General features: G+C 42.1%; 24 protein-coding genes. 17 read left to right on the forward strand and 7 right to left on the reverse strand.

Going from position 1 to position 25,908, the window contains the following annotated elements:
- Positions 1 to 4: 4 nt before the first annotated feature.
- The 3 genes from ACP14Y_RS02435 to ACP14Y_RS02445 all read right to left on the reverse strand — a co-directional run bounded on the left by ACP14Y_RS02435 (position 5) and on the right by ACP14Y_RS02445 (position 6,578).
- Complete coding sequence (locus tag ACP14Y_RS02435; RefSeq protein ID WP_424961382.1) at positions 5 to 4,042, reverse strand: T9SS type A sorting domain-containing protein; 4,038 nt, start codon at positions 4,040 to 4,042, stop codon at positions 5 to 7.
- Positions 4,043 to 4,134: 92 nt separating this feature from the next.
- Complete coding sequence (locus tag ACP14Y_RS02440) at positions 4,135 to 4,824, reverse strand: LytR/AlgR family response regulator transcription factor (RefSeq protein ID WP_424961383.1); 690 nt, start codon at positions 4,822 to 4,824, stop codon at positions 4,135 to 4,137.
- Positions 4,821 to 6,578, reverse strand: coding sequence for a histidine kinase dimerization/phosphoacceptor domain -containing protein (locus ACP14Y_RS02445; RefSeq protein ID WP_424961384.1), 1,758 nt, complete (start codon positions 6,576 to 6,578; stop codon positions 4,821 to 4,823). The genes ACP14Y_RS02440 and ACP14Y_RS02445 overlap by 4 nt, the downstream gene beginning before the upstream one ends.
- Positions 6,579 to 6,781: 203 nt before the next feature.
- Here ACP14Y_RS02445 and ACP14Y_RS02450 point away from each other — a divergent pair, with 203 nt between their 5' ends.
- From ACP14Y_RS02450 to ACP14Y_RS02480, 7 genes are all read left to right on the forward strand, one after another.
- The gene (locus tag ACP14Y_RS02450; protein ID WP_424961385.1) at positions 6,782 to 7,234 is read left to right on the forward strand and encodes a hypothetical protein; all 453 of its coding nucleotides are present in this window, start codon (positions 6,782 to 6,784) and stop codon (positions 7,232 to 7,234) included.
- 66 nt (positions 7,235 to 7,300) lie between these two features.
- Positions 7,301 to 8,002, forward strand: a complete 702-nt coding sequence (locus ACP14Y_RS02455) for an SDR family NAD(P)-dependent oxidoreductase (protein WP_424961386.1) — start codon at positions 7,301 to 7,303, stop codon at positions 8,000 to 8,002.
- A gap of 8 nt (positions 8,003 to 8,010) precedes the next feature.
- A complete protein-coding gene (locus tag ACP14Y_RS02460) occupies positions 8,011 to 9,486 on the forward strand; it encodes an SDR family oxidoreductase (protein ID WP_424961387.1) in 1,476 nt (491 codons plus the stop codon).
- A gap of 59 nt (positions 9,487 to 9,545) precedes the next feature.
- The gene (locus tag ACP14Y_RS02465) at positions 9,546 to 10,844 is read left to right on the forward strand and encodes a cryptochrome/photolyase family protein (protein WP_424961388.1); all 1,299 of its coding nucleotides are present in this window, start codon (positions 9,546 to 9,548) and stop codon (positions 10,842 to 10,844) included.
- 183 nt (positions 10,845 to 11,027) lie between these two features.
- Positions 11,028 to 11,735, forward strand: coding sequence for an SIMPL domain-containing protein (locus tag ACP14Y_RS02470; protein ID WP_424961389.1), 708 nt, complete (start codon positions 11,028 to 11,030; stop codon positions 11,733 to 11,735).
- Between the two features lie 95 nt (positions 11,736 to 11,830).
- Positions 11,831 to 13,708, forward strand: a complete 1,878-nt coding sequence (locus ACP14Y_RS02475; protein WP_424961390.1) for a CBS domain-containing protein — start codon at positions 11,831 to 11,833, stop codon at positions 13,706 to 13,708.
- A complete protein-coding gene (locus ACP14Y_RS02480) occupies positions 13,686 to 14,912 on the forward strand; it encodes a succinylglutamate desuccinylase/aspartoacylase family protein (RefSeq protein WP_424961391.1) in 1,227 nt (408 codons plus the stop codon). Before ACP14Y_RS02475 ends, ACP14Y_RS02480 begins: the two co-directional genes overlap by 23 nt.
- Here the strand turns inward: ACP14Y_RS02480 and ACP14Y_RS02485 are convergent.
- A complete protein-coding gene (locus ACP14Y_RS02485; protein ID WP_424961392.1) occupies positions 14,878 to 15,258 on the reverse strand; it encodes a DoxX family protein in 381 nt (126 codons plus the stop codon). The genes ACP14Y_RS02480 and ACP14Y_RS02485 overlap by 35 nt on opposite strands.
- Before the next feature lie 17 nt (positions 15,259 to 15,275).
- On the reverse strand, positions 15,276 to 15,659 hold the full coding sequence (locus ACP14Y_RS02490) for an alkyl hydroperoxide reductase (protein ID WP_424961393.1): 384 nt from the start codon (positions 15,657 to 15,659) through the stop codon (positions 15,276 to 15,278).
- 57 nt (positions 15,660 to 15,716) lie between these two features.
- Between ACP14Y_RS02490 and ACP14Y_RS02495 the strand changes: the two genes are divergently transcribed.
- Entirely contained in the window at positions 15,717 to 16,547 is an 831-nt protein-coding gene (locus ACP14Y_RS02495; RefSeq protein ID WP_424961394.1) for an alpha/beta fold hydrolase, read from the forward strand.
- Positions 16,548 to 16,918: 371 nt separating this feature from the next.
- Here the strand turns inward: ACP14Y_RS02495 and ACP14Y_RS02500 are convergent, their stop codons facing one another.
- Complete coding sequence (locus ACP14Y_RS02500) at positions 16,919 to 17,260, reverse strand: HIRAN domain-containing protein (RefSeq protein WP_424961395.1); 342 nt, start codon at positions 17,258 to 17,260, stop codon at positions 16,919 to 16,921.
- Positions 17,261 to 17,277: 17 nt separating this feature from the next.
- Between ACP14Y_RS02500 and ACP14Y_RS02505 the strand changes: the two genes are divergently transcribed.
- The 3 genes from ACP14Y_RS02505 to ACP14Y_RS02515 all read left to right on the forward strand — a co-directional run bounded on the left by ACP14Y_RS02505 (position 17,278) and on the right by ACP14Y_RS02515 (position 20,082).
- Entirely contained in the window at positions 17,278 to 18,789 is a 1,512-nt protein-coding gene (locus tag ACP14Y_RS02505) for a M20/M25/M40 family metallo-hydrolase (RefSeq protein WP_424961396.1), read from the forward strand.
- A 138-nt stretch (positions 18,790 to 18,927) separates the two neighbouring features.
- On the forward strand, positions 18,928 to 19,476 hold the full coding sequence (locus ACP14Y_RS02510) for a hypothetical protein (protein ID WP_424961397.1): 549 nt from the start codon (positions 18,928 to 18,930) through the stop codon (positions 19,474 to 19,476).
- Between the two features lie 180 nt (positions 19,477 to 19,656).
- On the forward strand, positions 19,657 to 20,082 hold the full coding sequence (locus ACP14Y_RS02515) for a hypothetical protein (RefSeq protein WP_424961398.1): 426 nt from the start codon (positions 19,657 to 19,659) through the stop codon (positions 20,080 to 20,082).
- Positions 20,083 to 20,201: 119 nt separating this feature from the next.
- Here the strand turns inward: ACP14Y_RS02515 and hisB are convergent, their stop codons facing one another.
- Positions 20,202 to 20,726, reverse strand: coding sequence for a histidinol-phosphatase (gene hisB, locus ACP14Y_RS02520; protein ID WP_424961399.1), 525 nt, complete (start codon positions 20,724 to 20,726; stop codon positions 20,202 to 20,204).
- Positions 20,727 to 20,808: 82 nt separating this feature from the next.
- Here hisB and ACP14Y_RS02525 point away from each other — a divergent pair, with 82 nt between their 5' ends.
- From ACP14Y_RS02525 to ACP14Y_RS02550, 6 genes are all read left to right on the forward strand, one after another.
- Positions 20,809 to 21,381, forward strand: coding sequence for a hypothetical protein (locus tag ACP14Y_RS02525; RefSeq protein ID WP_424961400.1), 573 nt, complete (start codon positions 20,809 to 20,811; stop codon positions 21,379 to 21,381).
- Between the two features lie 83 nt (positions 21,382 to 21,464).
- Positions 21,465 to 22,625, forward strand: coding sequence for a sensor histidine kinase (locus tag ACP14Y_RS02530; RefSeq protein WP_424961401.1), 1,161 nt, complete (start codon positions 21,465 to 21,467; stop codon positions 22,623 to 22,625).
- On the forward strand, positions 22,622 to 23,326 hold the full coding sequence (locus ACP14Y_RS02535; protein ID WP_424961402.1) for a LytR/AlgR family response regulator transcription factor: 705 nt from the start codon (positions 22,622 to 22,624) through the stop codon (positions 23,324 to 23,326). The genes ACP14Y_RS02530 and ACP14Y_RS02535 overlap by 4 nt, the downstream gene beginning before the upstream one ends.
- 82 nt (positions 23,327 to 23,408) lie before the next feature.
- Positions 23,409 to 24,512, forward strand: a complete 1,104-nt coding sequence (locus ACP14Y_RS02540; protein ID WP_424961403.1) for a pyridoxal phosphate-dependent aminotransferase — start codon at positions 23,409 to 23,411, stop codon at positions 24,510 to 24,512.
- Positions 24,513 to 24,514: 2 nt separating this feature from the next.
- Positions 24,515 to 24,934: a nuclear transport factor 2 family protein gene (locus ACP14Y_RS02545; protein ID WP_424961404.1), complete on the forward strand. Its 420-nt coding sequence runs from the start codon at positions 24,515 to 24,517 to the stop codon at positions 24,932 to 24,934.
- Complete coding sequence (locus ACP14Y_RS02550; RefSeq protein WP_424961405.1) at positions 24,931 to 25,896, forward strand: cyclase family protein; 966 nt, start codon at positions 24,931 to 24,933, stop codon at positions 25,894 to 25,896. Before ACP14Y_RS02545 ends, ACP14Y_RS02550 begins: the two co-directional genes overlap by 4 nt.
- The last annotated feature ends 12 nt before the right edge of the window (positions 25,897 to 25,908 follow it).

Genomic DNA, 25,908 nt, shown 5'->3' on the forward strand with positions numbered 1-25,908 from the left:
GTCGTCACCGAACAACCAATCTTACGGTATGAATATCCTGATTTTCTTGATGAACCTTTATGAAATAGACTCCTGGCGATAACTCACCAACTTCCTTGGATCCATGGACCTCTTTGTATGTTTTGACTAGGTTTCCATTCAGTGAATAGACTATAATGCTGGTCACATTCAACCCATTCAACCCTTTCAGCTCAAAGCTCTCTGATACTGGATTTGGATAGATCTGAAGTACAACTTCTGAAATGCCTAGCGTGGTGCTCTCGGTTACTTCGAATGAAACTTCAACATCATCTGCTGCATTGTAATTGCTATTACCTGATTGTGAAGCAGTTACACTAACCGTCCCCGCTCCCGTTGGTGTTAGTTCATTTCCATCCAGGCTTGCAGGTCCATCAACAGTGTAGATGATATCCAGTCCGCTAGTTGAAGTTGCTTCAAGCATGACTGGTTCGGTATCTACGCCCATTTCATAGTCAGCTATTTCATCAAAGGTGATTATCTGGTCGGCTTTATTGACTGTAAGCAATTGCTCCACATCTACAGCTGAAAGATAGTTCTCATCGCCATCCTGCGTAGCAGTGATGGTGGTTGATCCTGCTCCTACAATTGTCACTTCATTTCCATCCACAGTGGCTACATCTGGATTGGAAGATTCAAAGATTACAGCGCTTGTGGAAGCGCCACCAGTCGCTGAAAGGATGAAAGAATTATCTCCATAGGTCTTTGTCTCCAAAGGGTCGAAGGTGATTGTCTGGCTTGCCTTATCTACATCAAAAGTTTGTAGTACTGATGGTGCCGGCTCATAATCAATATTTCCTGATTGCTCGGCCCGCACTTGTACCGTTCCAGTTCCTGTAATAGTCAGCTGCTCACCATCTAACAAAGCAGGACCTGAAATCACCTGAAAACTCACATCCAGACCAGAGGATGCAGTTGCCTCTAATGTGAACGGAGCGTCTCCAAAGGTATTATCTTCCAGTGGCTCGAAAGTAATCGTTTGAGGAAGACGGCTAAATATCCAACCTACTACATTGCCATTGTCCACTGAGTTCAAGGCATTGAAAGTAGCTCCACCTGTTGCAGTTACATTTTCCAACTCGAGGTAATCTCCATTTACTACACCTGAGCTCTGTGAAAAAGTGAGGGTTGTGCCGGCCACCTGCGGCTCCAGCGTAATGGGCATTGTTTCAGTACCTGCGATGATTAAATCATTGGTCACAATTGTTACATCAGTTGTCCACTTGATCACATTATCTGGTTCGATCGTCAAAGTATTCAAGGTAAGGTCATTATATATGATGACATTACCTTGAAGTGTCATGTTGTTTAAGGTCCACGATGAACCTACATCATTTGAAAATAGGATGGTACTTGATATGATGATTTCAGAGCTACCTCCATTAATGATCGTATTGGTTGCCGCATCTGACCTCCACGAACTTAAGTCTAAATCTGAGTTTCCTAAATTCAGGACCTTGCTGTCATCCCCCAAAAAATTGAAGTTCAAAGATGATACTGAAAACCCATTGGTATTCAGTATACCACCTTCCATATCGATATCCCTCGACACTAAATCACTTAGAAGAGTAAATTCTCCCGAAGAAAGAATTTTGATTGTTTTGGTTGAGCCTGGTCCGCCTGCGAAATCGATCGTTTCCGTTTCTGATGAAAGAAAGTTTATGGTTCCAATATCAAAAATTGCGTCAACAGATCTCGTTAATGATCCATACACATTGAGCTCTTTGGTATTGTTTGATAAGTAAAAAAGTTGATCGACACCTGATGCATCAAAATCGTGACAGCTGGCAGAAGCCTGATCGATGGATACCACTTCCAGATCTGTACTGAAGGAATTAGCATCAAAATTGACATTATCTAAAACTCCTGGTGCCGAATCATGGAAGGTCGATCCACCGGAGGTGGTTGCCCAATGATTCGCATAGTCTGACCAATCGCCTCCGTCTCCTACCCAATAATAATCCGCTCCGGTTGGTTCGGTGATATTCCACCCTGAATTGTTTCCATTATCTATGGTCTGATCCGCATTGAAGGTAGCACCACCTGTCGCTACCATATCCTCAAGAATCAAGTAAATGCCATCGACAGTACCTGAAGCCTTGGAAAGCGTGGCTTGCGTCCCCGAAAGATTTGAACCGATAACTATCGGATTAGGCTTAGTTCCATCCAAGGTAAGATCTCCATTAATGATGTTGGTAGAGCTTTCTTCAAAAGACACATTTGATCCAGAGAGTATCGTGAGATTCTCTATTGTGTGGCTTCCTTCTACATATACCGAACCATCCAGAACCAGATCATTAAACGTGAGACTTTTGTTTACACTGCTCGAAATCGAGATCTCTGATTTCACAATCAAGGTAGAATTATCTGCATTGAAAGTGGGGGTACTGGAAGAATTTAGAAATGAAAATATGGCTGTTGTTATTGTCCCGCCACCGGCATTTAAAACCACGTCGTTTCCGTATAGCACAACCTCACTATTCGAGGCGTTGGCGTTAACATTAAAGCCGTTTAAATTCAATGTACCACCATACACAAGCAGGTTTCTTCCAATTTCCAAATCATCCATGACATCATAACTTCCCGAGCCATCAACGGTCAAAAAAGTCACATTTCCCCCAGATCCAAGCGTAAGTGAATGATTGCCACTCCCTTTTAACCTGATATATCCGGAAACACTTTTATCAACATCATCAGTAAACGTTGCTGATCCAAACACATTCATATTGTTACCAAATGGCACAGAGAATGTAGGCGCATTGGTCACTCCTGTCCAGTCAATGGAAGCACACTCCGCATCTTCTAGGTCAACCGAGACTGTCTGAGAACTTAGCGTAAATGAATTGGCATCAAAAAACACGTTATCATAACGACTCGGATAATCAGTGTGAAAGGTACTGCCGCCAGAAGAGCTAGCCCAATGATTCGCCGCATCTGTCCAGTCGCCACCGTTTCCTACCCAATAATAATCCTGCGAGACAGGAGCTGTAATGCTCCAGCCCGTATTGTTTCCATGATCTATCGAATTATTCGCTGTAAATGTGGCACCTCCTGTTCCATGAATGTCTTGCAACTCTACATAATCAATTGTGATATTTCCTGAGGTGGAACTGAAAGTTGATTCACTTCCTGCTGTGCTGGAATAGATGTCAACAGGATCAAATTTGGTTCCCTCTGAGACCAAATTATTGACAGTGAAAACATCACCAGACTCCATCTCTAACTCTAATCCGGCTGGAAATGTAATCTCATTGAATGTGGCATCATTTCGCAATCTGCAAAAGCCTCCAAGAAATTCCAGGTCATAATAAGTAAATGGCCCATCACCCCCCTGATCGCCGTAAAATGAATCAGTTAAAATCCTTGAAGTGCCCGCATTAATCGTGATGTTGGATCCATTTATCCACCATCTATCTGTGGTTATTTCTGAATTTCCAAGATTTATTACTTTATCTGAAGTTCCAGAGGTTGTAAACCTTGTTTCTGCCAGAATATCATTTCCATTTGTATTGAAGGTACCCGCATTAAGATAAAAATTCTTTACATGAAGATTGTCCTGCAAAGTCCATTCACCTCCTACTCCATTCAATCGTATCAGTGAGTTGTCACCCAGATAAGTGCCGTTGGTAGTAATCGTATTTCCAGCAGTGCTTCCCTCAAACTCAATATCGTCAAAATCTGCAGTCATGTCAGCAGACAAGGTGATCGATCCATAGACATTTATATCATTGTCATTCCCATTGATAGTGGGGAAATTGGTTACACCAGTCCAGTCCATAGAGAGGCAGTTTGCTTCAATATCCAAGGTTACATTCTGACCAAACCCATTGAATGAATTGACATCAAAAATGACATTATCTGATGAAGTTGGTGCCTGGATATGAAAAGTAGCTCCCCCACTCGTTGTAGCCCAATGATTCTCATAATCCGACCAGTTACCCGAACCTCCTACCCAGTAGTAATCCTGAGCAAATAGTGACGTAAGAAAGACAAAAAATGATAAGGTGATTATTGATTTTTTCATAGTAGCGCTTGAAATATTCACATTCAAGATGCTACTCAATAAGGGACATTAAAAATTATTTCCGTGAACGACCGATTTAGTTCGTGAACGACCTAGAGAAAGGAAATACGATCAGTAAAATCATGCTTGTAAGCCCTCCCAATTGGTATTTTATGATCGTTGATAAATAGGGCTCCTCCTTTGATGGTGGAGATGGCACCTATGTTCACGCAAAAAGATTTATGAACCCGAATGATCTCTTTTGAGTCCAGCTTCTCCTGCATGGATTTCAAATTTTGACTTACCATCACCTCCTCATTCTCAAATATCAATCGGGTATAGTTATCAACTGCCTCCAGGTACAGCAGCTTATCCAAATCAACTTTAATTGATCCGTTTTTCTCTTTCACAAAGACCGGGTTTTCCGAATTACTCTCAGAAGCTTTAAAAAGCGCCATCTGTACATTCACTTTTACATCTTTTGCCTGAAATGGTTTTACCAGGTAGGCCTGGGGCTTGGTTCGCTTGGCCCGTTCAATGACAGAAGAATTGAAATAAGAGGTAATGAAAATAAAGGGAATTAAGGATACATTTAGATGTTCGGCAAGGTGTATACCATCCTTTTCTCCCGATAGATTTACGTCCAAAAGCGCCAGGTCAAAAGAAGAGTTTTTTAGGGAATTAATCGCTTCATCATAACTCATCGCGATGTGCACCGCTTTAATACCCACATCATGAAGCAAAAACTTCAAGTCCTGAGCAATCAAAGGCTCGTCTTCTACAATTAGAATTCTGGCACTCACGAGACTAATTTATACTTACTGATGGTTAATTGAGTCATGAAGCCCCTTTCATTTTGCGTTTGCAGTGTGGCCTGGAGTTTTTGAGCTAGCGACTGAATGAGAATAGAACCAAATGTATTCTTCCCTTCTACTTCACCTTGACCAACGCCATCATCGGATACTTTTAATGTAAGCTTTTCGGATTCTTCTTTCAAATAAACACGGAGTTCTCCTTCCCTATCGTTTGGAAAAGCATGCTTGAAGGAATTACTGATCAATTCATTCAGAATTAACCCCATTGGTATAATGGTATCTACATCTACATTTAATCGATCTACTTCATAAATGACGTTTACCCGGTCATTGATACCATAGGCCTCTACCAGCGTATCAGTTAGATCAGCTATGTAATCCTGTGCATTTACACCCGACAGGTTATTATCCTGATACAGTTTTTGATGAATCAAAGCCATGGAAGCCACCCGGTGCTGTCCTTCGTTTACCGCCCCAAGTGCCTTCTTATCTTCAATAAATCTGGATTGCATGCTTAACAAACTGGAAACCACCTGAAGGTTATTTTTAACGCGATGATGAATCTCCCTTAACAACGTTTCTTTCTCCGCCAGTGATTTAGAAATCATCGCGTTGCTTTTTGATTTGGTGCGCAGAAGAATGAATAGAAAAATAGCTATTGACACTACCAGACCTGATATCATAAACCAGGCATTTCGTTCATTTTGAGCTCGTTGTTGCTCCACCTCCAATTCTGCAATTTCCTTTTTCTTCTTTTCATTGTCATACTTGGCCTCCATCTCATAAATCAAATCTGACCGCTGCTGCCCGATTAGATCTTCATATCCTCGTATATACTTATCCTGATATGTGGATGCCTTTTTATAATCACCCAATAGCTGCAGCGCCTCAAAGACACTACGAAAAATGATCGTTTTCTCCCTAAGATTAAGAATCGCGTCTCCATGCTGATCCACATACTGAATGAGCGTATCCAGACCTTCTTTATCCTGCATGGCAATCTTAGCATCCATCAAAAAGCTGATATCATAAAATAGTCCACTCTTGTGTTCTTTTTCAAAACCAATCCGCAATGCCTCCTTCAGATAAGGAATGGCCTTTTCCGGTTCCCCCTTGCGTAAGTACAGATTACCGAAGTTGGAATACAGCGAGTTGATCATTTCAAATGTTTCATCTTCAATTTCAATGGCCGTCAGAAATAATTGCTCCGCCTCCTCGTAGTTCCCAAGGCTGCTTTGAATGCTAGCCATATTCGTCAAAATTTTCTTACGGAAAGAATCATCTTCTGAAGCGTCCTCCAGGGCCAGATTATAGTAGTTCAATGCCTTTTCATAGTCATCTGATATATGGAACAGTATGGCAATTCCATGGTAAAGATCCTGTCTATAATCAATGTTATATTCATCACATCTTTTTAATGCCAGTTCATACAGCTGAAAGCTTCGGGAGTAATCACTTTTATACACATCGTAATAAAGGGCCTGATACTCCAGAGCATAGATTTGATGCATCGGCTGATTTTCACTCTGAGCTAGCTCAAGGTATTGCTCTGCATAGTATAGTAAAGAGTCATTTCTCTCATTATATAGATCACCTAAAAGCTCATTATAAACAGAAAGTTTGACCCTATCAGAAGAAGTTTCTTCAATAAGCGATATCAAAGAGTCTGCTTTTTGCCCATTGGTATTGTAAAAAGATAAGAGTGCTACAATGAAGAAAACGATGATGCTTTGCTGATGCATATGGATGAATTCCAGTTGAAATTAAGAATTACTGATTAAATGATTAGTGATAAGCGCTCACAACTTCCTGCAACAGAAAAGTCATCAGAAAGATGAAATAGTTTTTTATTACGCATATCTCACTATGTCCAAATTTTAAACTACAAAAATAGCATTGAGCCATATTTTTTATTAAATTATAGTTGAACCAAGCTCATAAATCAATGAAATACCTAGCACAACTTATTCTTCTTGCGTCTATTCTAAATTGTTGCAATCAGAAATCACCAGAAGTTCAACGAACAGGAATGGAAGAGCAAACACGGGATAAACTCACTGGTTCATGGAGAATGACCGATTACATGACAGTTTCCAATGAAGGTGACACCACGACTGATGAACGAGTCCAGTATAAAATGTATGTGGATGGAAGTGTAATGTGGGGTTTTGAGTCTCCAGCCGAATATACCGAGTGGTTTGGGTATGGAACCTACACCATTGAAGGGGATACCCTGTATGAGACCATGATCTCAGGTTCTTGGGCATTCAGGCAGGTAATCAGCAAGGATGGTAATTTCTTTCGCATCGGCATTGAAGTTACCGATAGCACATATACACAGGTGATCAAAGGACCTGAGGAAACAACTTACGAGACGTATGTACGAATAGAAAATTAGCTCAATCTCAGCCAGAACTGATTATTCCCTTTTTAAACCTTCGATCCATTCGTTGGTTATGTAGACATGGGAAAAAATTACATAGTAGTCGGAGGCAGCTCCGGCATAGGATACGAGTTAACGAAGCAACTATCAGAAGAAGGACACCAAGTAACAGTTCTTTCAAGAAGTAAGGGTGATTTGGATGCTCTTTCCAATGTCTCACATATCGAATATGATGTAACATCCGATGAAGACCCGGACATTGATCTGGACACCATCGATGGATTTGCATACTGTCCAGGGACTATCAATCTAAAACCCTTCCATGGATTGAAACCAAAAGACTTTCAGGATGATTTTGAAATAAATGTTAAAGGAGCTGTCAAGACCTTGCAATTAGTATTAAAGACCATGAAAAAAAGCAAAGGATCATCAATTGTTTTTTTCAGTACTGTAGCTGTGTCACAAGGCATGCCTTTTCATGCATCTGTAGCAGCGAGTAAAGGCGCACTGGAAGGAATCACACGATCACTAGCTGCAGAGCTTTCTCCGAAAGTACGCGTCAATGCTATCGCACCATCGATAACGGATACTCCACTTGCGAGTCGAATTCTCTCTTCCGAGGAAAAAAAGAAGAATTCAGGTGAACGTCATGCACTTAATCGCGTGGGTACTGCTGAAGAGGTCGCAAGAATGGCTAAATTTCTACTATCTGATGAATCCAGCTGGATGACCGGCCAAATCATAGGTCTCGATGGTGGTATGTCATCCATTAGACCTATTTAGAAACACGCATGAAAATATTACTTACAGGATCGACCGGTTACATCGGTAGAAGATTACTTCCCTACCTGGTGGATGCAGGTCATTCTGTGGTTTGCCCGGTTCGGGACGTCAGACGTTTTGATTTTGAGGATTTCAGTGATGATTTCCTCAAACATGTGGAAGTCATCGAATGTGACTTCCTTGATCAGAAGAGTCTGGAAAAACTTCCTAAAGATATCGATGCGGCTTACTACCTGATCCATTCACTGAATTCCAACAGCAAGAAGTTTAGTACGATGGAATCAGATTCTGCTGCCAACTTTGTTCAGTATATCAATGATTCAAAGACCACTCAGGTTATCTACTTAGGAGGCATTGTCAACGATGATGAACTGTCCGAACATCTCAAGTCAAGACACCATGTTGAAGATATTCTGGCGAAATCACAGGCGCCATTAACGGTCCTAAGGGCCGGCATCATCATTGGTTCAGGAGGAGCTTCTTTTGAGATCATTAGAGATTTAGTAGAAAAATTACCGGTGATGATTGCCCCAAAATGGCTTAATAGCAAGTGTCAACCCATTGGTATTGCCAATGTTATGGATTACCTAATGGGAGTTCTGGCAAACGATAAAGCACTTAACAAAATTTTCGATATCGGAGGGAAAGACATCCTGACTTACAAGCAAATGCTTCTGCAGTTTGCAGAAGTCAGGGGTTTAAAGAGGTGGATCCTTACCGTACCTGTTTTAACGATCAGGCTATCTTCTTTGTGGCTATACCTAGTTACTTCAACATCCTATCGACTGGCCAGAAACCTGGTAGACTCAATGAAAAATGAAGTGATCGCTAAAGATGATTCCATTAAAGAAGCAGTCGATATCGAACTTTACAGTTATAAAGAGGCCCTCGAACGTACCTTTCAGAAGATTGATCAGAAGCAAATCATATCGTCATGGAAGGATTCTTTTGCCAGTCCGGCATTTAACGAAACATTTCTAACACAGATCGAAGCACCTAAATACGGATGCTTTAAAGATGTAAGGAGATATTCATTTGAACGGAAAGCAGAAGAAGTGGTGGAGAATATTTGGAAGATTGGTGGAGAGCGGGGCTGGTACTATGGAAACTGGCTGTGGGAAATCAGAGGTATCTTGGATAAGTTCGTTGGTGGAGTAGGTCTAAGAAGAGGCCGAAGAAATCCTGACGACCTGAAAGGAGGAGATGCGTTGGATTTTTGGAGAGTGCTGGAAGCAGACAAGCCAAATAAACGACTGCTCCTATTTGCAGAAATGAAGCTACCGGGGGATGCCTGGCTGGAATTCAAAATCAAACCGGATGATGATAAAAATTGTCTGATACAAACTGCTACCTTCAGGCCACTTGGTTTATGGGGAAGGCTATATTGGTATCTCGTTTTTCCGTTCCACGGATTCATTTTTAAAAACATGGCCAAGAATCTGATCAGCTTTAAAGAAACCAATTCTCCTCCCGGGAGGAGTTAGAGGTGAATAACTTAACCCACCCCCGACCCCTCCAGGGAGGGGAGTACTAATTAAATAATATGTCCAAACCACAAGTCACGATATTCTGGTTTAGAAGAGACTTTCGATTGGTAGATAACAGAAGTCTATACCATGCCCATCAGGAGGAGCATCCCGTCCAACCGGTATTCATTTTCGATACAAACATCCTGGATGAATTACCAAAAAAAGATTCGCGTGTTGAATTCATACATCAGGAAATCACACGATTGCAAGGGGAATTGAGAAAGCACGGGAGCACCATGGATATTAGGATCGGAAAGCCCATTGATATATGGAAAAAGCTCATTGAGGATTATGATGTGAAGGCTGTTTGGGCCAACAAAGATTATGAACCTTATGCCCGAGAACGGGACGAGGAAATCCATTCGCTCCTAAAAAAATATGGAGTAGAATTTCGAGCGAAGAAGGATCATGTCATTTTTGAAAAGGATGAAATTGTCAAAGAAAATGGTGATCCATATGTGGTCTATACTCCTTATAGCAGACTCTGGAAGAAGACCCTAGAGGGAGGCCATTTGAGCTCGTTTAAATCTGAAGAAGCAACATATTGGCACGAGACTGATGCCAGGGAAATTCCGTCCCTGAAAGAGATAGGATTTAAGCCTGCAGGCATAGAATTTCCTGATAGGAAACTTAACGAAAGTATCGTAGATAAATACGACCAGACACGAGACATTCCGGCCATCAGAGGTACCAGTAGAATGAGCCTTCATCTACGGTTTGGAACTGTGAGTATTCGGGAGCTTACACGTCAGGCAAAATCCCTAAATGAAAAGTATCTTAATGAACTGATTTGGAGGGATTTTTACCAGGCCATACTGTGGCATTTCCCCCATGTAGTTGACACAAACTTCAATCGTAAATATGATGGTGTAAAGTGGCGAAATAATGAGGAAGAATTTGAAAAATGGAAGAATGGAAAAACCGGATATCCTATCGTAGATGCAGGCATGCGAGAGCTTAATAAAACAGGCTTCATGCACAATCGTGTGCGTATGATTGTGGCCAGTTTTTTGACCAAACACCTACTCATCGATTGGCGCTGGGGGGAAGCCTATTTTGCTGAAAAACTATTGGATTATGAATTAGCCAGTAACAACGGTGGCTGGCAATGGGCGGCCGGGACCGGAGTTGATGCCCAACCATATTTCAGGATATTCAATCCTTATTCACAGACTGACAAATTTGATAAAGATCGGAAATACATCAACAAGTGGGTACCTGAGATTGGTACCAAGTATTATCCGGATCCCATTGTAGATCACAAAGAAGCCAGGGAGAGGTGTCTTAATGCTTACAAGCGTGCTTTAGAATAAATACTAAATATTTTAGTAATAATTATATTTAGTTCATATCTTATTTATTTTCAGGAGTTTAAATACAGGTAAATAAGCTAACAATTCTACCCATCTACCCTCATCATAAGCTTCACCCGAAATAATGTTCCGCTTTAAATAGTGCCGTAAAATTCGTAGCTTCACCTCATAAATTCAATACAGATGAAGCAGAACCTCGTCCCTACCCTCATCCTTTCACTTGCCATTATCCTTTCCGGGTATTTTATCGGGCAGACCTATGTCGCCGGTAAAAAGCTTGACAGAACAGTAGTCGTAAAAGGTCTCGCAGAGCGTGAGGTAAAAGCAGATATAGCCACTTGGCCACTGGAGCTCACCGTATCTGGAAATGAGCTGGGTCAGCTTCAAAAAACCCTGGAGCAACAGACCAAAATCCTGCAGGATTTTTTCACCGGGTTGGCATTCACTGAAGATGAATTGACGGTTGGGGCACCAACCATTCAAGATAATCGTGCACTGCTTTATGGAGGGCAAAATGCATATAACCAGGATCGTTACATTGCCAAGGTTGATTTTAATTTGCGAACAACGAAAATAGATAAAATGAGTGAGGCCATGTATAAGGTTCCGAGCATCGTTGGACAGGGACTTGTAATTGGTTCGAAAAACACGTGGCAACCGGTAACTTATATCTATACAAAACTCAATGATGTCAAGCCGGAGATGATCGAAGAAGCAACTAAAAATGCACGTGAAGCAGCGGAAAAATTTGCTCGTGATTCCGGCTCGAAAGTTGGGAAGATCAAGTCAGCGAATCAAGGCTATTTCTCCATTACAGACCTGGATCAAAATTCAGGGGTGATGAAGAAAGTCCGTATCGTTTCCACCTTAGAATTCTACATCGAAGATTAGTATTTCCAGACTGATTCATCTCAGTCTTTCCTCTGCCATACATCATATCCTGACCAGGAGATTTGTCCAAAATTTACAGATCAAATTTCGATGGTATGGGAAATCAAGTTGTGAGTTCTGCAAAAGATCAATCCATTCGGACATCCTTTATTCAGCATCTGCTTAATGATGTAAAATGCCTTGAACTAATGCTGGAAAAAGGGATGATCGAATCAGGCATCAGTCGCATTGGTGCAGAGCAGGAGTTCTGTCTGATTTCCAAAAACTATCGACCACAGAACAACGCAGATGAAATTCTAAAAGACATCAATGATCCTCACTTTACTAATGAGTTGGCTCTCTATAATTTGGAGATCAATCTGGACCCCCTGGTTTTAAAAGGAGACTGCTTTGACGAAATGGAAAAGCACTTGAGAACTTTTCTTGACAAAGCCTCCACAATGGCGGCTAAAAGAGAAGCGTATGTTCTCCTAACAGGAATTCTGCCCACTATCAGCAAAACCGAATTGTCTTTTGAATACATGACACCAAAGCCACGCTACACTGCCCTGAATGACATGATGCGAGGCGCCCGTGGAACCGACTTCAACCTCCACATAAAAGGAGTCGATGAATTATCCCTTACTCATGACTCAGTCTTGATGGAAGCATGTAACACAAGCTTTCAAATGCATCTTCAGGTAGATCCGGATGACTTCATCTCGAGTTACAATTGGGCCCAGGCCATATCGGGACCCGTGCTCGGCGTATGCACCAATTCTCCCCTTCTCCTAGGACGGGAACTTTGGAATGAAACGCGGATTGCACTGTTTCAGCAAAGCATAGATACCAGGGAGTCTACCTACGCCCTTAAAGATCAAATATCTCGTGTCAGCTTTGGGGAACACTGGGAGTCCGGTAGTATTGCTGATATCTATAAAAATGAAATTGCGCAGCATAAAATCTTATTGAGCAGGGAAATAAAAACAGACTCACTGAATGAACTAAAGCAAGGCAGAATCCCTAAACTGGAGGCTTTAAACGTCCATAATGGAACGATTTACCGATGGAACAGGCCATGCTATGGGGCAACAAAAGACAGTGCCCACCTCCGAATTGAAAATCGCTACATCCCCGCAGGCCCTACCATCATCGATCAGATGGCAAACTTTGCCTTTTGGGTAGGACTCATGAAAGGTCGGACGGTGGCGCACAAGGAAATCCACAAACACATGGATTTTGAGGATGTGAAGTCCAACTTCATAAAAGCAGCCAGAAATGGTAAAGCCTCAATAATGACCTGGAGAGATAGACAGGTTTCTATCAGAGATTTGGTAACAAGGGAACTACTTCCAATGGCTTATGAAGGACTTTCTTATATGAACGTAAATCCTTCTTCAGCTGAGCGCCTGCTCAGTATCATAGATGCCAGGGCTGTAGGACAGACAGGCGCACAGTGGTCCATGAGAAACTATCGAAAACTAAAGCGAACCACACGAAAAGACGATGCGCTTCTCGCATTAACCAAATACATGCATAAATATCAGAATGAGGAAAAACCCATTCATGAGTGGCCAGAGATACCAGATCACCCGCTCACCCATGAGCATGCATCACAGGTAGGACATATCATGTCGACACGGGTTTTTACTGTGCAGGAGGATGATTTGGCAGAGCTGGCTACCCAGCTCATGCAGTGGAAAAACATCCATCATGTTCCTGTGGAAAATCAAAAAGGGGAAATGTGTGGGTTACTCACCTGGACACACATGCAGCGCTTTGTCCAAGATGGCGGAGACAAGAAAAATAAGACTGTAGGAGACATCATGACTACCGAAGTGATAAGTGCCGATCCTGAAATGGCCATTTCCGAGGCAATTCCTTTAATGAAAAAGCATGAGATCGGAAGTCTGCCTGTTATTCATCATGAACACCTGGTGGGGATTGTCACTATAAAAGATATCCAACAATATGACACAGATACGGTTGCATAGCCCTGCCCTAAATAGTGAGATAGAGGTTAACCGAATAATAAGCAGTCTTCAGGGGGAAGCCGGAGGCCCCACACTTATTTTCCTGGCAGGTATTCACGGCAATGAGCCCGCAGGAGTATTCGCCCTTCACCGGGTAATGAATTTCATTAAGGAAAAACATGTGCCCCTCTCCGGTAATATTTATTGCCTGGCGGGAAACCTCAAAGCACTAAAGCGAAATGCACGCTTTATCTCCGAAGATATGAATCGAATATGGACCCGAGGTAGAATTGACTTATTACCTGAAACACCCGAAGAAGCAGAAAGTGAGGAAATTGCCGAACAAGTGGAAGTCTACAATCAGATTCGTGAGATTCTTAAAACCCATCCGGGACCCTTTTATTTCTTTGATATCCATACGACCTCCAGCGAGACGTTACCGTTTCTCACTGTCAATGACAGCCTACTCAACCGTGCGTTTATCTCACAGTATCCGATCCCCGTTATTCTTGGAATAGAAGAGTATCTCAATGGACCCATCCTCAGCTACATCAATGAGCTGGGATATGTGGCGTTTGGCTTTGAGGCCGGACAGCATGATGACCTGGCTTCCATTGAAAATGCAGAGGCCTTTACCCTGCTATCCATGGTGTTTACCGGAGCGCTAAAACAGGAAGATATCGACTACCACCACTTTTATGACATGCTTGCAAAAACAGCCGGGGATGTCAGGCATGTTTATGAAATATATTTTCGCTACCTCATTAAACCGGAAGCAAAATTTGAGATGGAGCCCGGATTCTTCAACTTTCAACGAATCCATAAAAATCAACTGGTGGCCAGAAATAACGGACATGAAATCCGAGCTAAGACGAATGGTCGAATATTTTTACCCTTGTATCAGAGCCAGGGGACAGATGGATTTTTCGCTATTAGAAGAATCAAACGTTTTTTCTTAAATCTATCTACAAAAATGAGGAAGCATCGGCTGGACAGGGTTTTAGTGTGGCTACCCGGTATCAGCTGGTTGGATGACAAAAGATCAGCTTTGGTAATAAATCGCAACATTGCGAGATTCCTGGCAAAGCAGCTTCTTCACTTATTAGGATATCGCAGCATCGAGAAAAGTGAAAAATATCTTTTAGCGTACAATCGGGAATCAGAAGCTAGAAAACAGGACTATGATCAGGCTAATTGGTACGAGCGAATTTACGACTCAGTTTAGGAGCTAAACTTCCAGCTGACCATGCCCACCATATTAAAAAGGGATGAACAATGACCAATCTGACCCATCCCATCCATTGAGGAACGCAGAGACTGTCGACACAGCTGCCCTGCTGAATGAAATAGACATGTGAAGTACTGAATATAATCAGCATAATAATAAGTAGGTAGGATGCAGCTTTGCGTGTAGGATTAAAAAGCAACCCAAGTCCAAACAGAATTTCCGCAAAACCAGCAAGCCCATTCATACGCTCTTCAAATACAAAATATTCTGGGATGAGCGGATAATAGAATTCCGGATTGATGAAGTGATTTACACCAGCAAGGATATAAAATACACTCTGCATGTAAACACTGATTTTTCTTAAACCCATCGTATTTTGTTCTGCTTAAAGGCTGATTTTAAAATGATAAAGAAGGGAATCCACCAAATGAAATCATTAGTGATGAGGGTGTAAAAAAAGCCAAAAGGTACCTTCCCATTAGCATAATTCATAACGAATCCAAGCGGGCCAAAGATTTTCCCAAGGAAACCTACCGCCACAATTGGCCAGTGTACCAGTGGATTTTGTGAAGCCCACCAATAACCCAATCCGTACACACCTATTACCATTCCCATTCCCTGCCAGATCATGGTGTGCACGGGAGGCTCCATACCTACCAGATCAAAAAAATGATTCGGAAATAAGACTACCCACGCACCCCATAGCAAATTATAAATAGCTGCTAGCTTAAGAACAGTTGACATCCAGGGTTTATAATTCATAAATAGAAAACACTTAACTGCTCCATTTGTTGAGAAAAGGTGCAAGAGATTTTAAACTATCAAACTCACTATATCAATCGACATTGCGAATGGATCATTCTGCTGCATGGAGCAGGCGGTAGTATTCAGACCTGGAAGCATCAGATTAACGGGCTAAAAGACCGATATAATTTATTGGCTCTTGACTTGAGAGATCATGGCCATTCCAAGAACATAGCGCCTTCATTTGACCGATACAATTTTGATATTGTTGTTAAAGATGTTCAGAACGTTTTGAATCAGGTAGGAATTCGAAAAGCACACTTTGTCACCCTCTCTTTTGGAAGTGTTCTTATGCAAGCGATTTATGAACGACACCCTTCCATGGTTCAATCTATGACGTTGATCGGTGGCATATTCAATGCCAACTGGATGATCAAAGCATTTGTGCATTCGGCAAGACTAATTAATGCCTTCCTACCTTATCACATGATGTATCGCATTTTCTCCTATTTATTGATGCCAAAGAAAAACCATCAAGTAGCCAGGCGAGTATATCAGTTGCAAGCAAGGAAACTAAGCCAAAAAGAGTACCTCAAATGGCTCGGGTTATATAGTGAATTCTTCGCTTTATTACGATCTTTTCATCAACAAGCCCTTGCCATTCCAACCTTAATATTGATGGGCGAGGAAGATTACCTATTCCTACCGAGTGCTCGTTCATTTGCTGACAATCACCACCATTCTGATCTGCAAATAATTCCGCATGCAGGCCATATATGTAACATTGAAAAACCTAAGAAAGTAAATGAAGCTATCCTTGATTTCTTAAGTAATCAAAAAGACTCAGCAGAAATACCGCAGACCACAGAAATGTCCGCAACCAATTAACCCTTACTAAGCCTCGGGCAGATTCAATGATATCTTGCCCAAAACTGATCTTATTATGTAATGGAACTGCAAAGAAGAAAGTATTGACCCATGCAATGCCGATTAATATAAGGGCAATCAACTTTACAAGATCATAGTCGGCATATACAAAATACCCATGTGCGACTATCTGACCCAACATAAGGGGCATCACGATAATGGAAATAGCTGTTGTATATTTCTGATGCCAGCTAAAAAGCTCATCTTGTCCGAAATGCGTAAAACTAGGATATACCACTAGCTGAGTCATCCAAATCAAGATGACTAAACCAAAGTCTATGAGAAGTTTTGCAAGCATCCAATAAAAACCATCTTGCGCGGAATGTGTTTGATCAACTCACCAATTCTATTCTTAACCCTACTCCCAGCATCTTCTCCCCATTTACCCACCTTGCGGTCACATGAATCTCTGTTTGGTTATCGATGGCTGGTTTGATTGTTTCGGCCATTTCCTTATTCAGGTAGCCGATTTGATTTCCATGTTTTGACAGCACCTTCACCGCATTCGGGTCGTAAGGATTGTCAGGTTCGCGCGCTAATTTTAGTTTATCGTCTTCTTCAACCTCACGTCTGATGATCTCCTGACGTGATGAACCGTCAGCGTTGTTTAGGGAAACACCAACCACCTTTGTTTCATACAGGAATACAGAGGGTATTTTAATAATTTTAGCCACAATCAAATTTAAAAAGCATGCGAGTCATTTCTGCAATATTCATCCTAATCGTTTCACAACTATCCGCCCAAGACGTAAATAAACTAGCTGAAAAGCACATCAAGGAAAATGGGGTACAGATCATCGATGATTTTAAAACGCTGCTATCTATGCCAAACGTCGCGTTTGACCTCCCTAACATCAACAAAAACGCTCAGCACATTATTTCTGAACTAAACGATCGGGGTGTTGAAACAAAACTGCTTCGAATGGTGGGTACTCCCCCTATTGTGTATGGATATTATCCGGTTGAGGGAGCTGACCGAACGCTTGCATTCTATGTACACTATGACGGACAGCCCGTAGATAAAACGAAATGGACACACAATCCCTGGGAGCCTGTCTATTACTCGGATGCCATGTTTAATGGAGGTGAGCCTATGGACTTCCCCTCAAAAACAGAAGATATTGAAGAAAATCACCGCATCTATGTACGCTCTGCAGGAGATGACAAAGCACCGATTATCACCATTTTAACAGCCCTGGATATGATCCACGCTAATAAGCTAGCCGTGACATCTAATCTGGTATTCTTCTTTGAAGGACAGGAAGAGGCCGGATCGGACCAGTTGCATCAATACTTGAGTGACAACCGCGAGCTGGTGGACGAAATTGACCTATGGCTGTTCTGTGACGGACCGGTTCACCAGTCCAGAAAACCACAGTTGGTTTTTGGAGTTCGTGGAGTAACCGGCATGGAAATTACCACCTACGGTCCGAACCGACCACTTCATAGTGGACATTATGGTAACTGGGCACCCGTTCCGGGACAATTACTTTCAGACCTCATCGCCAGCATGAAGGATGAAGAAGGCAATGTAATCATTGAAGGATTTTATGATGATGTGGAGCCGTTGAGTAAATTGGAAAAAGAAGCGCTGGCGAATATCCCTCCAATTGATGAGAGTCTCAAGGAAGAATTGGGGATCAATGATCCTGAGGGTACAGAAACGTATAACGAACGATTACTCCTGCCTTCACTAACCATCAAAGGGCTGAGTAGTGGGAATACAGGCAAACTCGCTAGAAATGTAGTCCCAGCCACCGCAACTGCAGCTATCGGGATGCGTCTAGTAAAGGGCTGTGATCCGGAAAAACAAAAAGACTTGGTGGAAGCACACATCCGAAAGCAGGGTTTTCATATCGTTCGCGAGGATCCTGACCAGGAGACACGCATGAGATACCCGAAGATTGCCAAGGTGACTCGGTCCGGTGGCTACCCGGCTGCCAGAACCTCTATGGATCTGCCGATCATACAGGGTGTGATAGAGCGATCGAAAGATGTCGCAGGTGAGGATTTGATTTTACTCCCCACTTTAGGAGGATCACTTCCGCTTTATCTTTTCACGGATGAATTAAAAAAGCCGGCAATCATCCTCCCCATAGCCAATCATGATAATAATCAACATGCGGCAGATGAAAATCTAAGAATTGGAAATCTGTGGTATGGCATTAAGCTGATGGGAGCCTTGATGACAATGGAGGAATAAATCTAATACTGACGACAACAGATTAAAAGTAAGTCCACCTGCAAAAAACTGCTGTCTGAGTATTCAACTAGTATAATTGATTTTGATCAATAAATTGGTTATCTTCTTTGTAATAAACCCACTGAAAACCAACCTATTATGAAGAATTTATCATTTTTTTTCATCCTTTTATCGGTATTTGTAATGATTCAAGGATGCTCGAACACATCAGAACAAGTAGATGATGCGGCCGTAGTTAAGCCGGTTGTTTACAACCCAAATTCCTCTGCTTATATAGCAGCGGTTCAGCAACTTGTTGATGCAATGCTCGCTGGTGATAGTGTGGCCCTTACAGCATTGACTACAGATGACTTTGTTAGTATTTATGTGACTAATCCTATGGATACCATTAACAAAGAGGACTTTATTCAGGATTGGGTCTCATTTCAGACTTCCAGAAGTGACCAACAAAACGAAAGAGTGGCAGCTTCTGCTTTGAAAGTAAATGAAGGAGATTTCGTCGGTGACTGGGTACAATACTGGGGCAATTACAGCGCATACATGGTAGATGCAGATACAACCATTTGGATACCATATTTCGTGAATCTTGAATTGAGCGAAGGAAAAATCAGCAAAATGTTTTCTTACTACGACAGAGTACCGATCTGGCAAGCAGTAGGATACCAAATCACACCTCCAGGTCAATAAGGCAAACTCCTTTTAATCCTTAATATTAAATCCATCCACAGGTAGGATGGATTTAATATTTATGAACGCCATGGAAAATTACAATCTTTATAGCAGTGAATTAGATACAAATCAAGAATGACGCTGTTTTGACATTAGATAAACAATGTCTCCCACTATATTTGACGAAAATTCAATCACATGTATAATTTCCTGCTTCACGCGCATTCCGGACTAAGATATCTTGTATTACTCGCTGCTGTTATTGTAGTTTTAAAATCACTCATCGGCTGGTTAGGAGGTGGATCTTACACCAAATTTGACAAAATACTTGCACCTGCCTATGTCGGACTCATGCACCTCCAGTTATTAATCGGACTGATCCTGTATTTCATTTACAGTCCTTTTGTGACCTATAATATGGGTGACAAAGTAAGTCGCTACTGGTCTGTGGAGCACATTGCCCTCATGATCTTCGCTGTTGCAGCTGCCCAGATCGGACGATCGATCAGTAAAAAATCAAATGATGCACAAGTAAAATTCCGATTCCAAACGATTTTCTTTGGGATCTCCATTTTGCTTGTATTGGTAGGGCTGGCCACCATGCCGGGGAGAGGGATATTGTAATTCAAATTCCCCCTTTGAAGGGGGGTGTGTAGGACCTTGTGGTGGCAGGGGGATGTAATGTATTTTTAACAACCCCCAATCCCCCTTTATTAAGGGGGAGTAGTTTTCTCTGAAGAAAACTACTTTTTCGCCAGGAAATTATAGATATCCCTCCACCCCTTCGGTTTCAACTCCGCCTCTGTTTTGGCATCAGAATAGGCAGAAGAGAGGTAAATCGCTTTACAACCCAGGTTGCGAGCCAGCTGCACATCTGTAGCTCTATCACCTATGACATATGAGTTGGCAAGATCATAATTGCCATTCATGTATTCGGTGAGCATACCTGTCCCCGGCTTGCGATTGGGGTGATTGTCTTTCTCATAATGCTCATCGATGTGGACGGCATCAAAGTGAATGCCCTCCGTTTCCAGCAACCGCATGATGAAGTTGTGTACCGGCCAGAACTCATGATCAGGGAATGCATCCGTACCTAACCCATCCTGGTTGGTTACCATCACAAACTTGTAGTTTGTTTCCTCTTTGATCTTCTTCAGGTAGTACAGAGCTTCCGGTAGAAAGTCCAGTTTTTCAATGGTCTCAATTTTCTCATCCTCCGTCTCCTGGATGATGGTGCCGTCACGGTCGATAAATAGGATGGGTTGCATGGATGCGAAGATAAGATGATGTTTTCTCTTGGATAGAGATTCAGTATTATCTTCGTATAAACCACTAATTACCTTTACTTCTTTGCAAAAAATCACCTCCTCACAGGCACCTAAAGTCATCCACATTCTTACGCAATCCTTCAGGACCAACCCCAGTGCTTTGTGGGTAATCAAGCAGGACAACAAGGTTCAAGATCGGCTGAGAGCGCTCGTTGAGTATGCTGTGAAAACAGGACTTGAAAATGATGGAGTGTTCCTATCGGATGATGAAAGTGCTGCAGCCATCTGCTTTAAAGAGCCAGCCAAAACTTCACTCTCCTCCTACCTAAATCAGCTACAGCTCATTCGAAAGGCCATTGGTATTTCACGTGTACCACACGTACTCAAGCGAGAAAGCTATTTGAAAAAACACCGCCCTAAAGAACCACATCTCAACTTCTGGTTTCTGGGCGTGGACCCTGCCTGCAAAGGAGGCGATGGTGTGTACGACCTAAAAAAAGGTATCTTCCATCTCTCTAAAGAACAACACCTCCCCATCCTCGTTGAGACGTCAGTGGAACGAAACAAAAACGTGTATGAACAATTTGGCTTTCATGTTTATCATATTTGGAAACAGTCACCAGATTATACCTTGTGGTTTATGCGGAGAAACTAAGCTCATAGAAACCATTTAATCAAAGGATCGTAAGCAACACATTTATTCTTTCTTTCTAATTTCATCAGCCGAAACGAAACACCATGCCCTTCGAAATACATGAGCTGTCCCTGGTCTTATGCACCCTGTTTTTCTCTGCTGCGGTATTTAACCTGGCGTTATACTTCGGCTATCATAAAAAACAGGACTACCTCTTCTTTTCGTTCTTCTGTGCCTTTCACATTTTTAAAGTTTGGCTTAAAACATTCCCACCAGGTCAGATTTTGATATCATCACTCGGCTTGCAGGCAATAGACCTCATCTATTTCTCCGTCAGTCTGGGGCTACTTTCACTCAACGTTTTTCTCCTCTTTCATTTCGATCTTAATAAGAAAAAGTTCTTCATTACTATCCTGAGTGCATTTTCACTTATTGCACCGTTCATCATCGCCGAAGATGTATTCATTTTTCTTTATGTATTGATCGCCATCGTTCAGAGTATCATAGGACTCAGAAAGCAGCGATATAATTGGATGATATTGCTTGGACTGGTGTTTCTTTTTATATCCACCATCCTGGGAACGACCGGAACGGTCCCGTTCGGATACTTCATTGGTGTGATCGTCATGATCATTCTCATGACCATATCATCCGGCATCCAACTATCACAACACACAAACATGCTCAACCGAGCGAAACTTCAGTCGGCAAAGCTTGAAAACCAGCTCCTGAAGAAAAGCATCCAACCTCATTTCATCCTCAATTCGCTGACCTCTCTGCAGGAGCTGATCGAACAGGATCCTCAAAAGGCCTCCCACTTTGTACAAAACCTGTCCCGCGTCTTCACGGTATTTTCCAAAGTAAACGAACGCAAACTCATACCCATAAATGACGAGATTGAGTTGGCTGGTTCCTTTTTGGATATCATGGCCGTGCGCATGGATAAAACCTTTGAACTGAAGGTAGATTCCATCAACGGTAGCGAAGAAATACCCCCGGGTGTTTTGCTAACACTTATTGAGAACGGAGTGACTCATGGATTCAGTCGACTCAATACAGGTCAATTTCAAGTTTCAAAATCCATCACTGAATCCAAAGTCATCTTTACTGTTGAAAACAATGGTGATGCGCCGACTTCAATAAACGAAGGTGTTGGCATTCAATATATTCGATCCAGGTTAAGTGAAGCGTTTGGTGAAAATTATTTGCTGAAGTTTCAGCCATCAGAGCATGGGTTCAAATCTCAAATTATGCTAAACAGATGATCAGGATACTGGTAGTGGAAGATGAAGCTCTTGTAGCTCAGCGGCTGATCCGGTTCATCCGTGAGAGTGATGATCACCCGAAGGAAATCCATCATATCCAATCACTTGAAACTGCCGAAACTTACCTATCCAATCATTCAGTTGATTTGTTGTTCCTTGATTTAAACCTCCACGGCAAGCAGGGGTTTGATTTACTTAAAAAATTCGTTCATCATACGTTCCATACGATCATTGTCTCGGCCTACACTGATAAGGCGATTCAAGCTTTTGAATATGGCGTTTTGGATTATATCTGTAAGCCTTTTACTAAGGAGCGCATTAAGAAAGCATTGGTTCGATTCACCAACAACAGTTCTACTGGGTCAGGAAGCACCACACATCTTGCAGTGAAAGTGAAGAATGAGATAAAATTCATTCCACTTCAAGAGATCAGTCATCTACAGGCTGCCAGCATCTATTCAGAATTAGTGCTGATGAATGGAGAAAAATGCGTGTATGACAAACCCTTGAATAGCCTCATGCAAATATTGCCCAGTCAATATAAAAGGATTCATCGGTCGTACGCAGTAGATATCTCCCGAATTGAATCCATTGTAAAAGTCAAGCACAACACCTATGAGGTGCAATTAAGCCATGGGCATTCGCTCCCCATCAGCCGATCGATGAAGCAGGAGCTAATGACCATGCTGCAGATGAGATAACAATTCGGAAACTCATAGAACCATTTAGAAGGTGATCTAAACTTGTCTCTCCCCACTACGATTAGAGGAGAAAATAATCATCATGAATGCCACAATTTCCAGAAGAAAGTGGATGGGTCAAATGACCACATTGATTGCTTCATCTGCATTGATTGCCCCCGGTCTTGTTTATGGTTCAGGATTACCAGCCAGTCCGGACCTGATTAAGCTCAGTGGAAACGAAAATCCATACGGACCATCACCCAAAGCTTTAGAAGCCATACGAAAGACACTAAGCACGGGAAACAGATACCCTTTCGGAGAAGCAGAGTTGCTGCACAATCAGCTAGCCAAGCAAATGAATATCAATTCAGACCAGCTACTGCTTGGTTCTGGCAGCTCACAGCTTCTCCAACTTTTGGCCCACTGGATTGTACTGCAGAAATATCCGGTTACTTATGCCTCTCCTACGTTTGACATCCTTCCTAACCAGGTAAAACAACTTGACGGCCTGGTCAATGAAATCAAAATGAGTGAGGATTTTCAATATGATCTGGATCAGATCGGTGAGCGAGCCAGAAAAAACCCGGGCATCATTTATTTGGTTAATCCAAATAACCCTACAGGGATAAAGACCTCATCCAAAGCACTTCGGAGTTTTTGCGAGCGGGCATCTGCACATTCACACATCATCGTCGATGAAGCTTACATTGAATACATAGGCATGCAAGAATCACTTGCTGATATGATCCGGAGCAACGAGCGCATCATCATTGTTCGAACGTTTTCTAAAATATACGGACTGGCCGGCCTGCGCATCGGCTACCTGATGGCCCATCCAGATACTATCAACAAGCTTAAGCCCCTTCGTATTTGGAACAATGACAGCCTAAGCATAGCTGGCATTGCCGCAGCAAGAGCATCCCTTGAGGATCAGAACTTTGTTCGTGAGTCTCTTGAAAAAAATGAAATGATTCGCAGTAGCACCATCCAGTCATTGAGAGAACTTGACATTCAACCGTATGAATCAAACACTAACTTCATCTTCTTTAAAATCCCCGGAAATAAGGACCTGGCTTCCCTATTGAAAAAGCATAACATGCTTGTGGGGCAGAAAAAAATCGATGGTGAAAACTACGCAAGGATTACCATCGGCACAAAGGAAGAAATGAACACATTTATTAATTACATAACTAACATTTTCTAATCATGAAGAATCTTTTAACAGGAACTATGCTACTATTCATTGCTCTAACATCATTCGCTCAATCAGCAAAAGAGGATTATGAAGCGATAGCTGAAACAGTCAATTATTATCTAGTTGGAGGCACCAATAATGACTTTGAAACCTTATCAAAAGCCTTTCACTCTGATGCCACGATGACCTACATCAATGCTAATGGATACCAGCAGGTCAATGCACTAGAATTTTTTAAAAAAGGCATGAAGCCAGGCCCTGTCCAGGATCGCAAGACACGTATCGTGTCCATTGATGCAACGGGGCATGCGGCACAAGCCAAGCTGGAAATCGAATACGACACCTTCTATTTTCATGACTATATGCAGCTACTAAAAATAGATGGCGAATGGAAGATCATCAGCAAAACATTTTATAAACAGGACAAATGAACAAGCTGATAAAGTCTATCCTGTTGTGTTTTTTGATTATCGGATGTTCTTCAAATAAGACAACAGAATCAGAGCCCTTCAATTATGCTGATATCAACAATGATGAAGCAATTGAAAAGATACTTCCTAAGATCACCAACTGGAATCGATGGGGACCGGATGATGAAATTGGGACGCTAAACTTTATCACTCCAGAGAAGATTGCTGAAGCATCTCAACTGATCAAAAAAGGGATTACTGTTTCATTGGCTCGGCAAACCTCCATGACCCGAACAATAGGTGTACGAGAAGGCAAGTATGAAATGCAAAAAGGAGCTTACGGAAGTCGCGATTTTGTAGGTGCTGTGTGGCATGGATTTGCCGTCACGCATCTGGATGGTCTGAGTCATGTGTTTGCAGACACTATTAATATGTACAATGGATATCCAGTGAGCACCATCTCTGATGGAGGAGCACGAAAACTGGGAATGGAGAAGTTAGCTGCTAAAGGAATCGTTGGCCGGGGTATTTTGATTGATGCAGCAGAATATCTGGAAGGAGGTGTTGCTTTAGGACAGGCCATCACTCCTGAAGATTTAAACATGATCCTGGATCGACAACATGTGAAGATCAAAAGCGGTGACATTTTATTTGTAAGAACCGGTTTAGGAATGAAAAACACGCGTGAGCGACGAGCAGGCCTGCATCCAAGCTGTGTCGTTTGGATGCATGAAAACGATGTGGCTTTGCTTGGCAGTGATGGGGACAATGATGCACACCCTATACCATTTGAGCGGTGGTCCTCTCCTTTTCATACGATAGGGATCCCGTATTTGGGACTTCCTCTTATTGATAACGCAGATCTTGAAGCACTCAGCAAGAAATGTAAACAAGAGCAACGATACGAGTTTTTTGTAAGCATTAATCCCTGGAAAATTGAAGGCACCACCAGCTGTCCGATCAATCCTATCGCTGTATTTTAAACAAATCGCCTG

The sequence above is a fragment of the Ekhidna sp. genome (assembly GCF_965247405.1).
Taxonomy (GTDB): domain Bacteria; phylum Bacteroidota; class Bacteroidia; order Cytophagales; family Cyclobacteriaceae; genus Ekhidna.

What these genes read in the sequence shown, in the direction of transcription:
- ACP14Y_RS02435 (WP_424961382.1), bottom strand. Translation starts at nt 4,042, where the DNA reads ATGAAAAAATCAATAATCACCTTATCATTTTTTGTCTTTCTTACGTCA.
- ACP14Y_RS02445 (WP_424961384.1), bottom strand. Translation starts at nt 6,578, where the DNA reads ATGCATCAGCAAAGCATCATCGTTTTCTTCATTGTAGCACTCTTATCT.
- ACP14Y_RS02450 (WP_424961385.1), top strand. Translation starts at nt 6,782, where the DNA reads ATGAAATACCTAGCACAACTTATTCTTCTTGCGTCTATTCTAAATTGT.
- ACP14Y_RS02455 (WP_424961386.1), top strand. Translation starts at nt 7,301, where the DNA reads ATGGGAAAAAATTACATAGTAGTCGGAGGCAGCTCCGGCATAGGATAC.
- ACP14Y_RS02460 (WP_424961387.1), top strand. Translation starts at nt 8,011, where the DNA reads ATGAAAATATTACTTACAGGATCGACCGGTTACATCGGTAGAAGATTA.
- ACP14Y_RS02465 (WP_424961388.1), top strand. Translation starts at nt 9,546, where the DNA reads ATGTCCAAACCACAAGTCACGATATTCTGGTTTAGAAGAGACTTTCGA.
- ACP14Y_RS02470 (WP_424961389.1), top strand. Translation starts at nt 11,028, where the DNA reads ATGAAGCAGAACCTCGTCCCTACCCTCATCCTTTCACTTGCCATTATC.
- ACP14Y_RS02475 (WP_424961390.1), top strand. Translation starts at nt 11,831, where the DNA reads ATGGGAAATCAAGTTGTGAGTTCTGCAAAAGATCAATCCATTCGGACA.
- ACP14Y_RS02480 (WP_424961391.1), top strand. Translation starts at nt 13,686, where the DNA reads ATGACACAGATACGGTTGCATAGCCCTGCCCTAAATAGTGAGATAGAG.
- ACP14Y_RS02485 (WP_424961392.1), bottom strand. Translation starts at nt 15,258, where the DNA reads ATGCAGAGTGTATTTTATATCCTTGCTGGTGTAAATCACTTCATCAAT.
- ACP14Y_RS02490 (WP_424961393.1), bottom strand. Translation starts at nt 15,659, where the DNA reads ATGTCAACTGTTCTTAAGCTAGCAGCTATTTATAATTTGCTATGGGGT.
- ACP14Y_RS02505 (WP_424961396.1), top strand. Translation starts at nt 17,278, where the DNA reads ATGCGAGTCATTTCTGCAATATTCATCCTAATCGTTTCACAACTATCC.
- ACP14Y_RS02510 (WP_424961397.1), top strand. Translation starts at nt 18,928, where the DNA reads ATGAAGAATTTATCATTTTTTTTCATCCTTTTATCGGTATTTGTAATG.
- ACP14Y_RS02515 (WP_424961398.1), top strand. Translation starts at nt 19,657, where the DNA reads ATGTATAATTTCCTGCTTCACGCGCATTCCGGACTAAGATATCTTGTA.
- hisB (WP_424961399.1), bottom strand. Translation starts at nt 20,726, where the DNA reads ATGCAACCCATCCTATTTATCGACCGTGACGGCACCATCATCCAGGAG.
- ACP14Y_RS02530 (WP_424961401.1), top strand. Translation starts at nt 21,465, where the DNA reads ATGCCCTTCGAAATACATGAGCTGTCCCTGGTCTTATGCACCCTGTTT.
- ACP14Y_RS02535 (WP_424961402.1), top strand. Translation starts at nt 22,622, where the DNA reads ATGATCAGGATACTGGTAGTGGAAGATGAAGCTCTTGTAGCTCAGCGG.
- ACP14Y_RS02540 (WP_424961403.1), top strand. Translation starts at nt 23,409, where the DNA reads ATGAATGCCACAATTTCCAGAAGAAAGTGGATGGGTCAAATGACCACA.
- ACP14Y_RS02545 (WP_424961404.1), top strand. Translation starts at nt 24,515, where the DNA reads ATGAAGAATCTTTTAACAGGAACTATGCTACTATTCATTGCTCTAACA.
- ACP14Y_RS02550 (WP_424961405.1), top strand. Translation starts at nt 24,931, where the DNA reads ATGAACAAGCTGATAAAGTCTATCCTGTTGTGTTTTTTGATTATCGGA.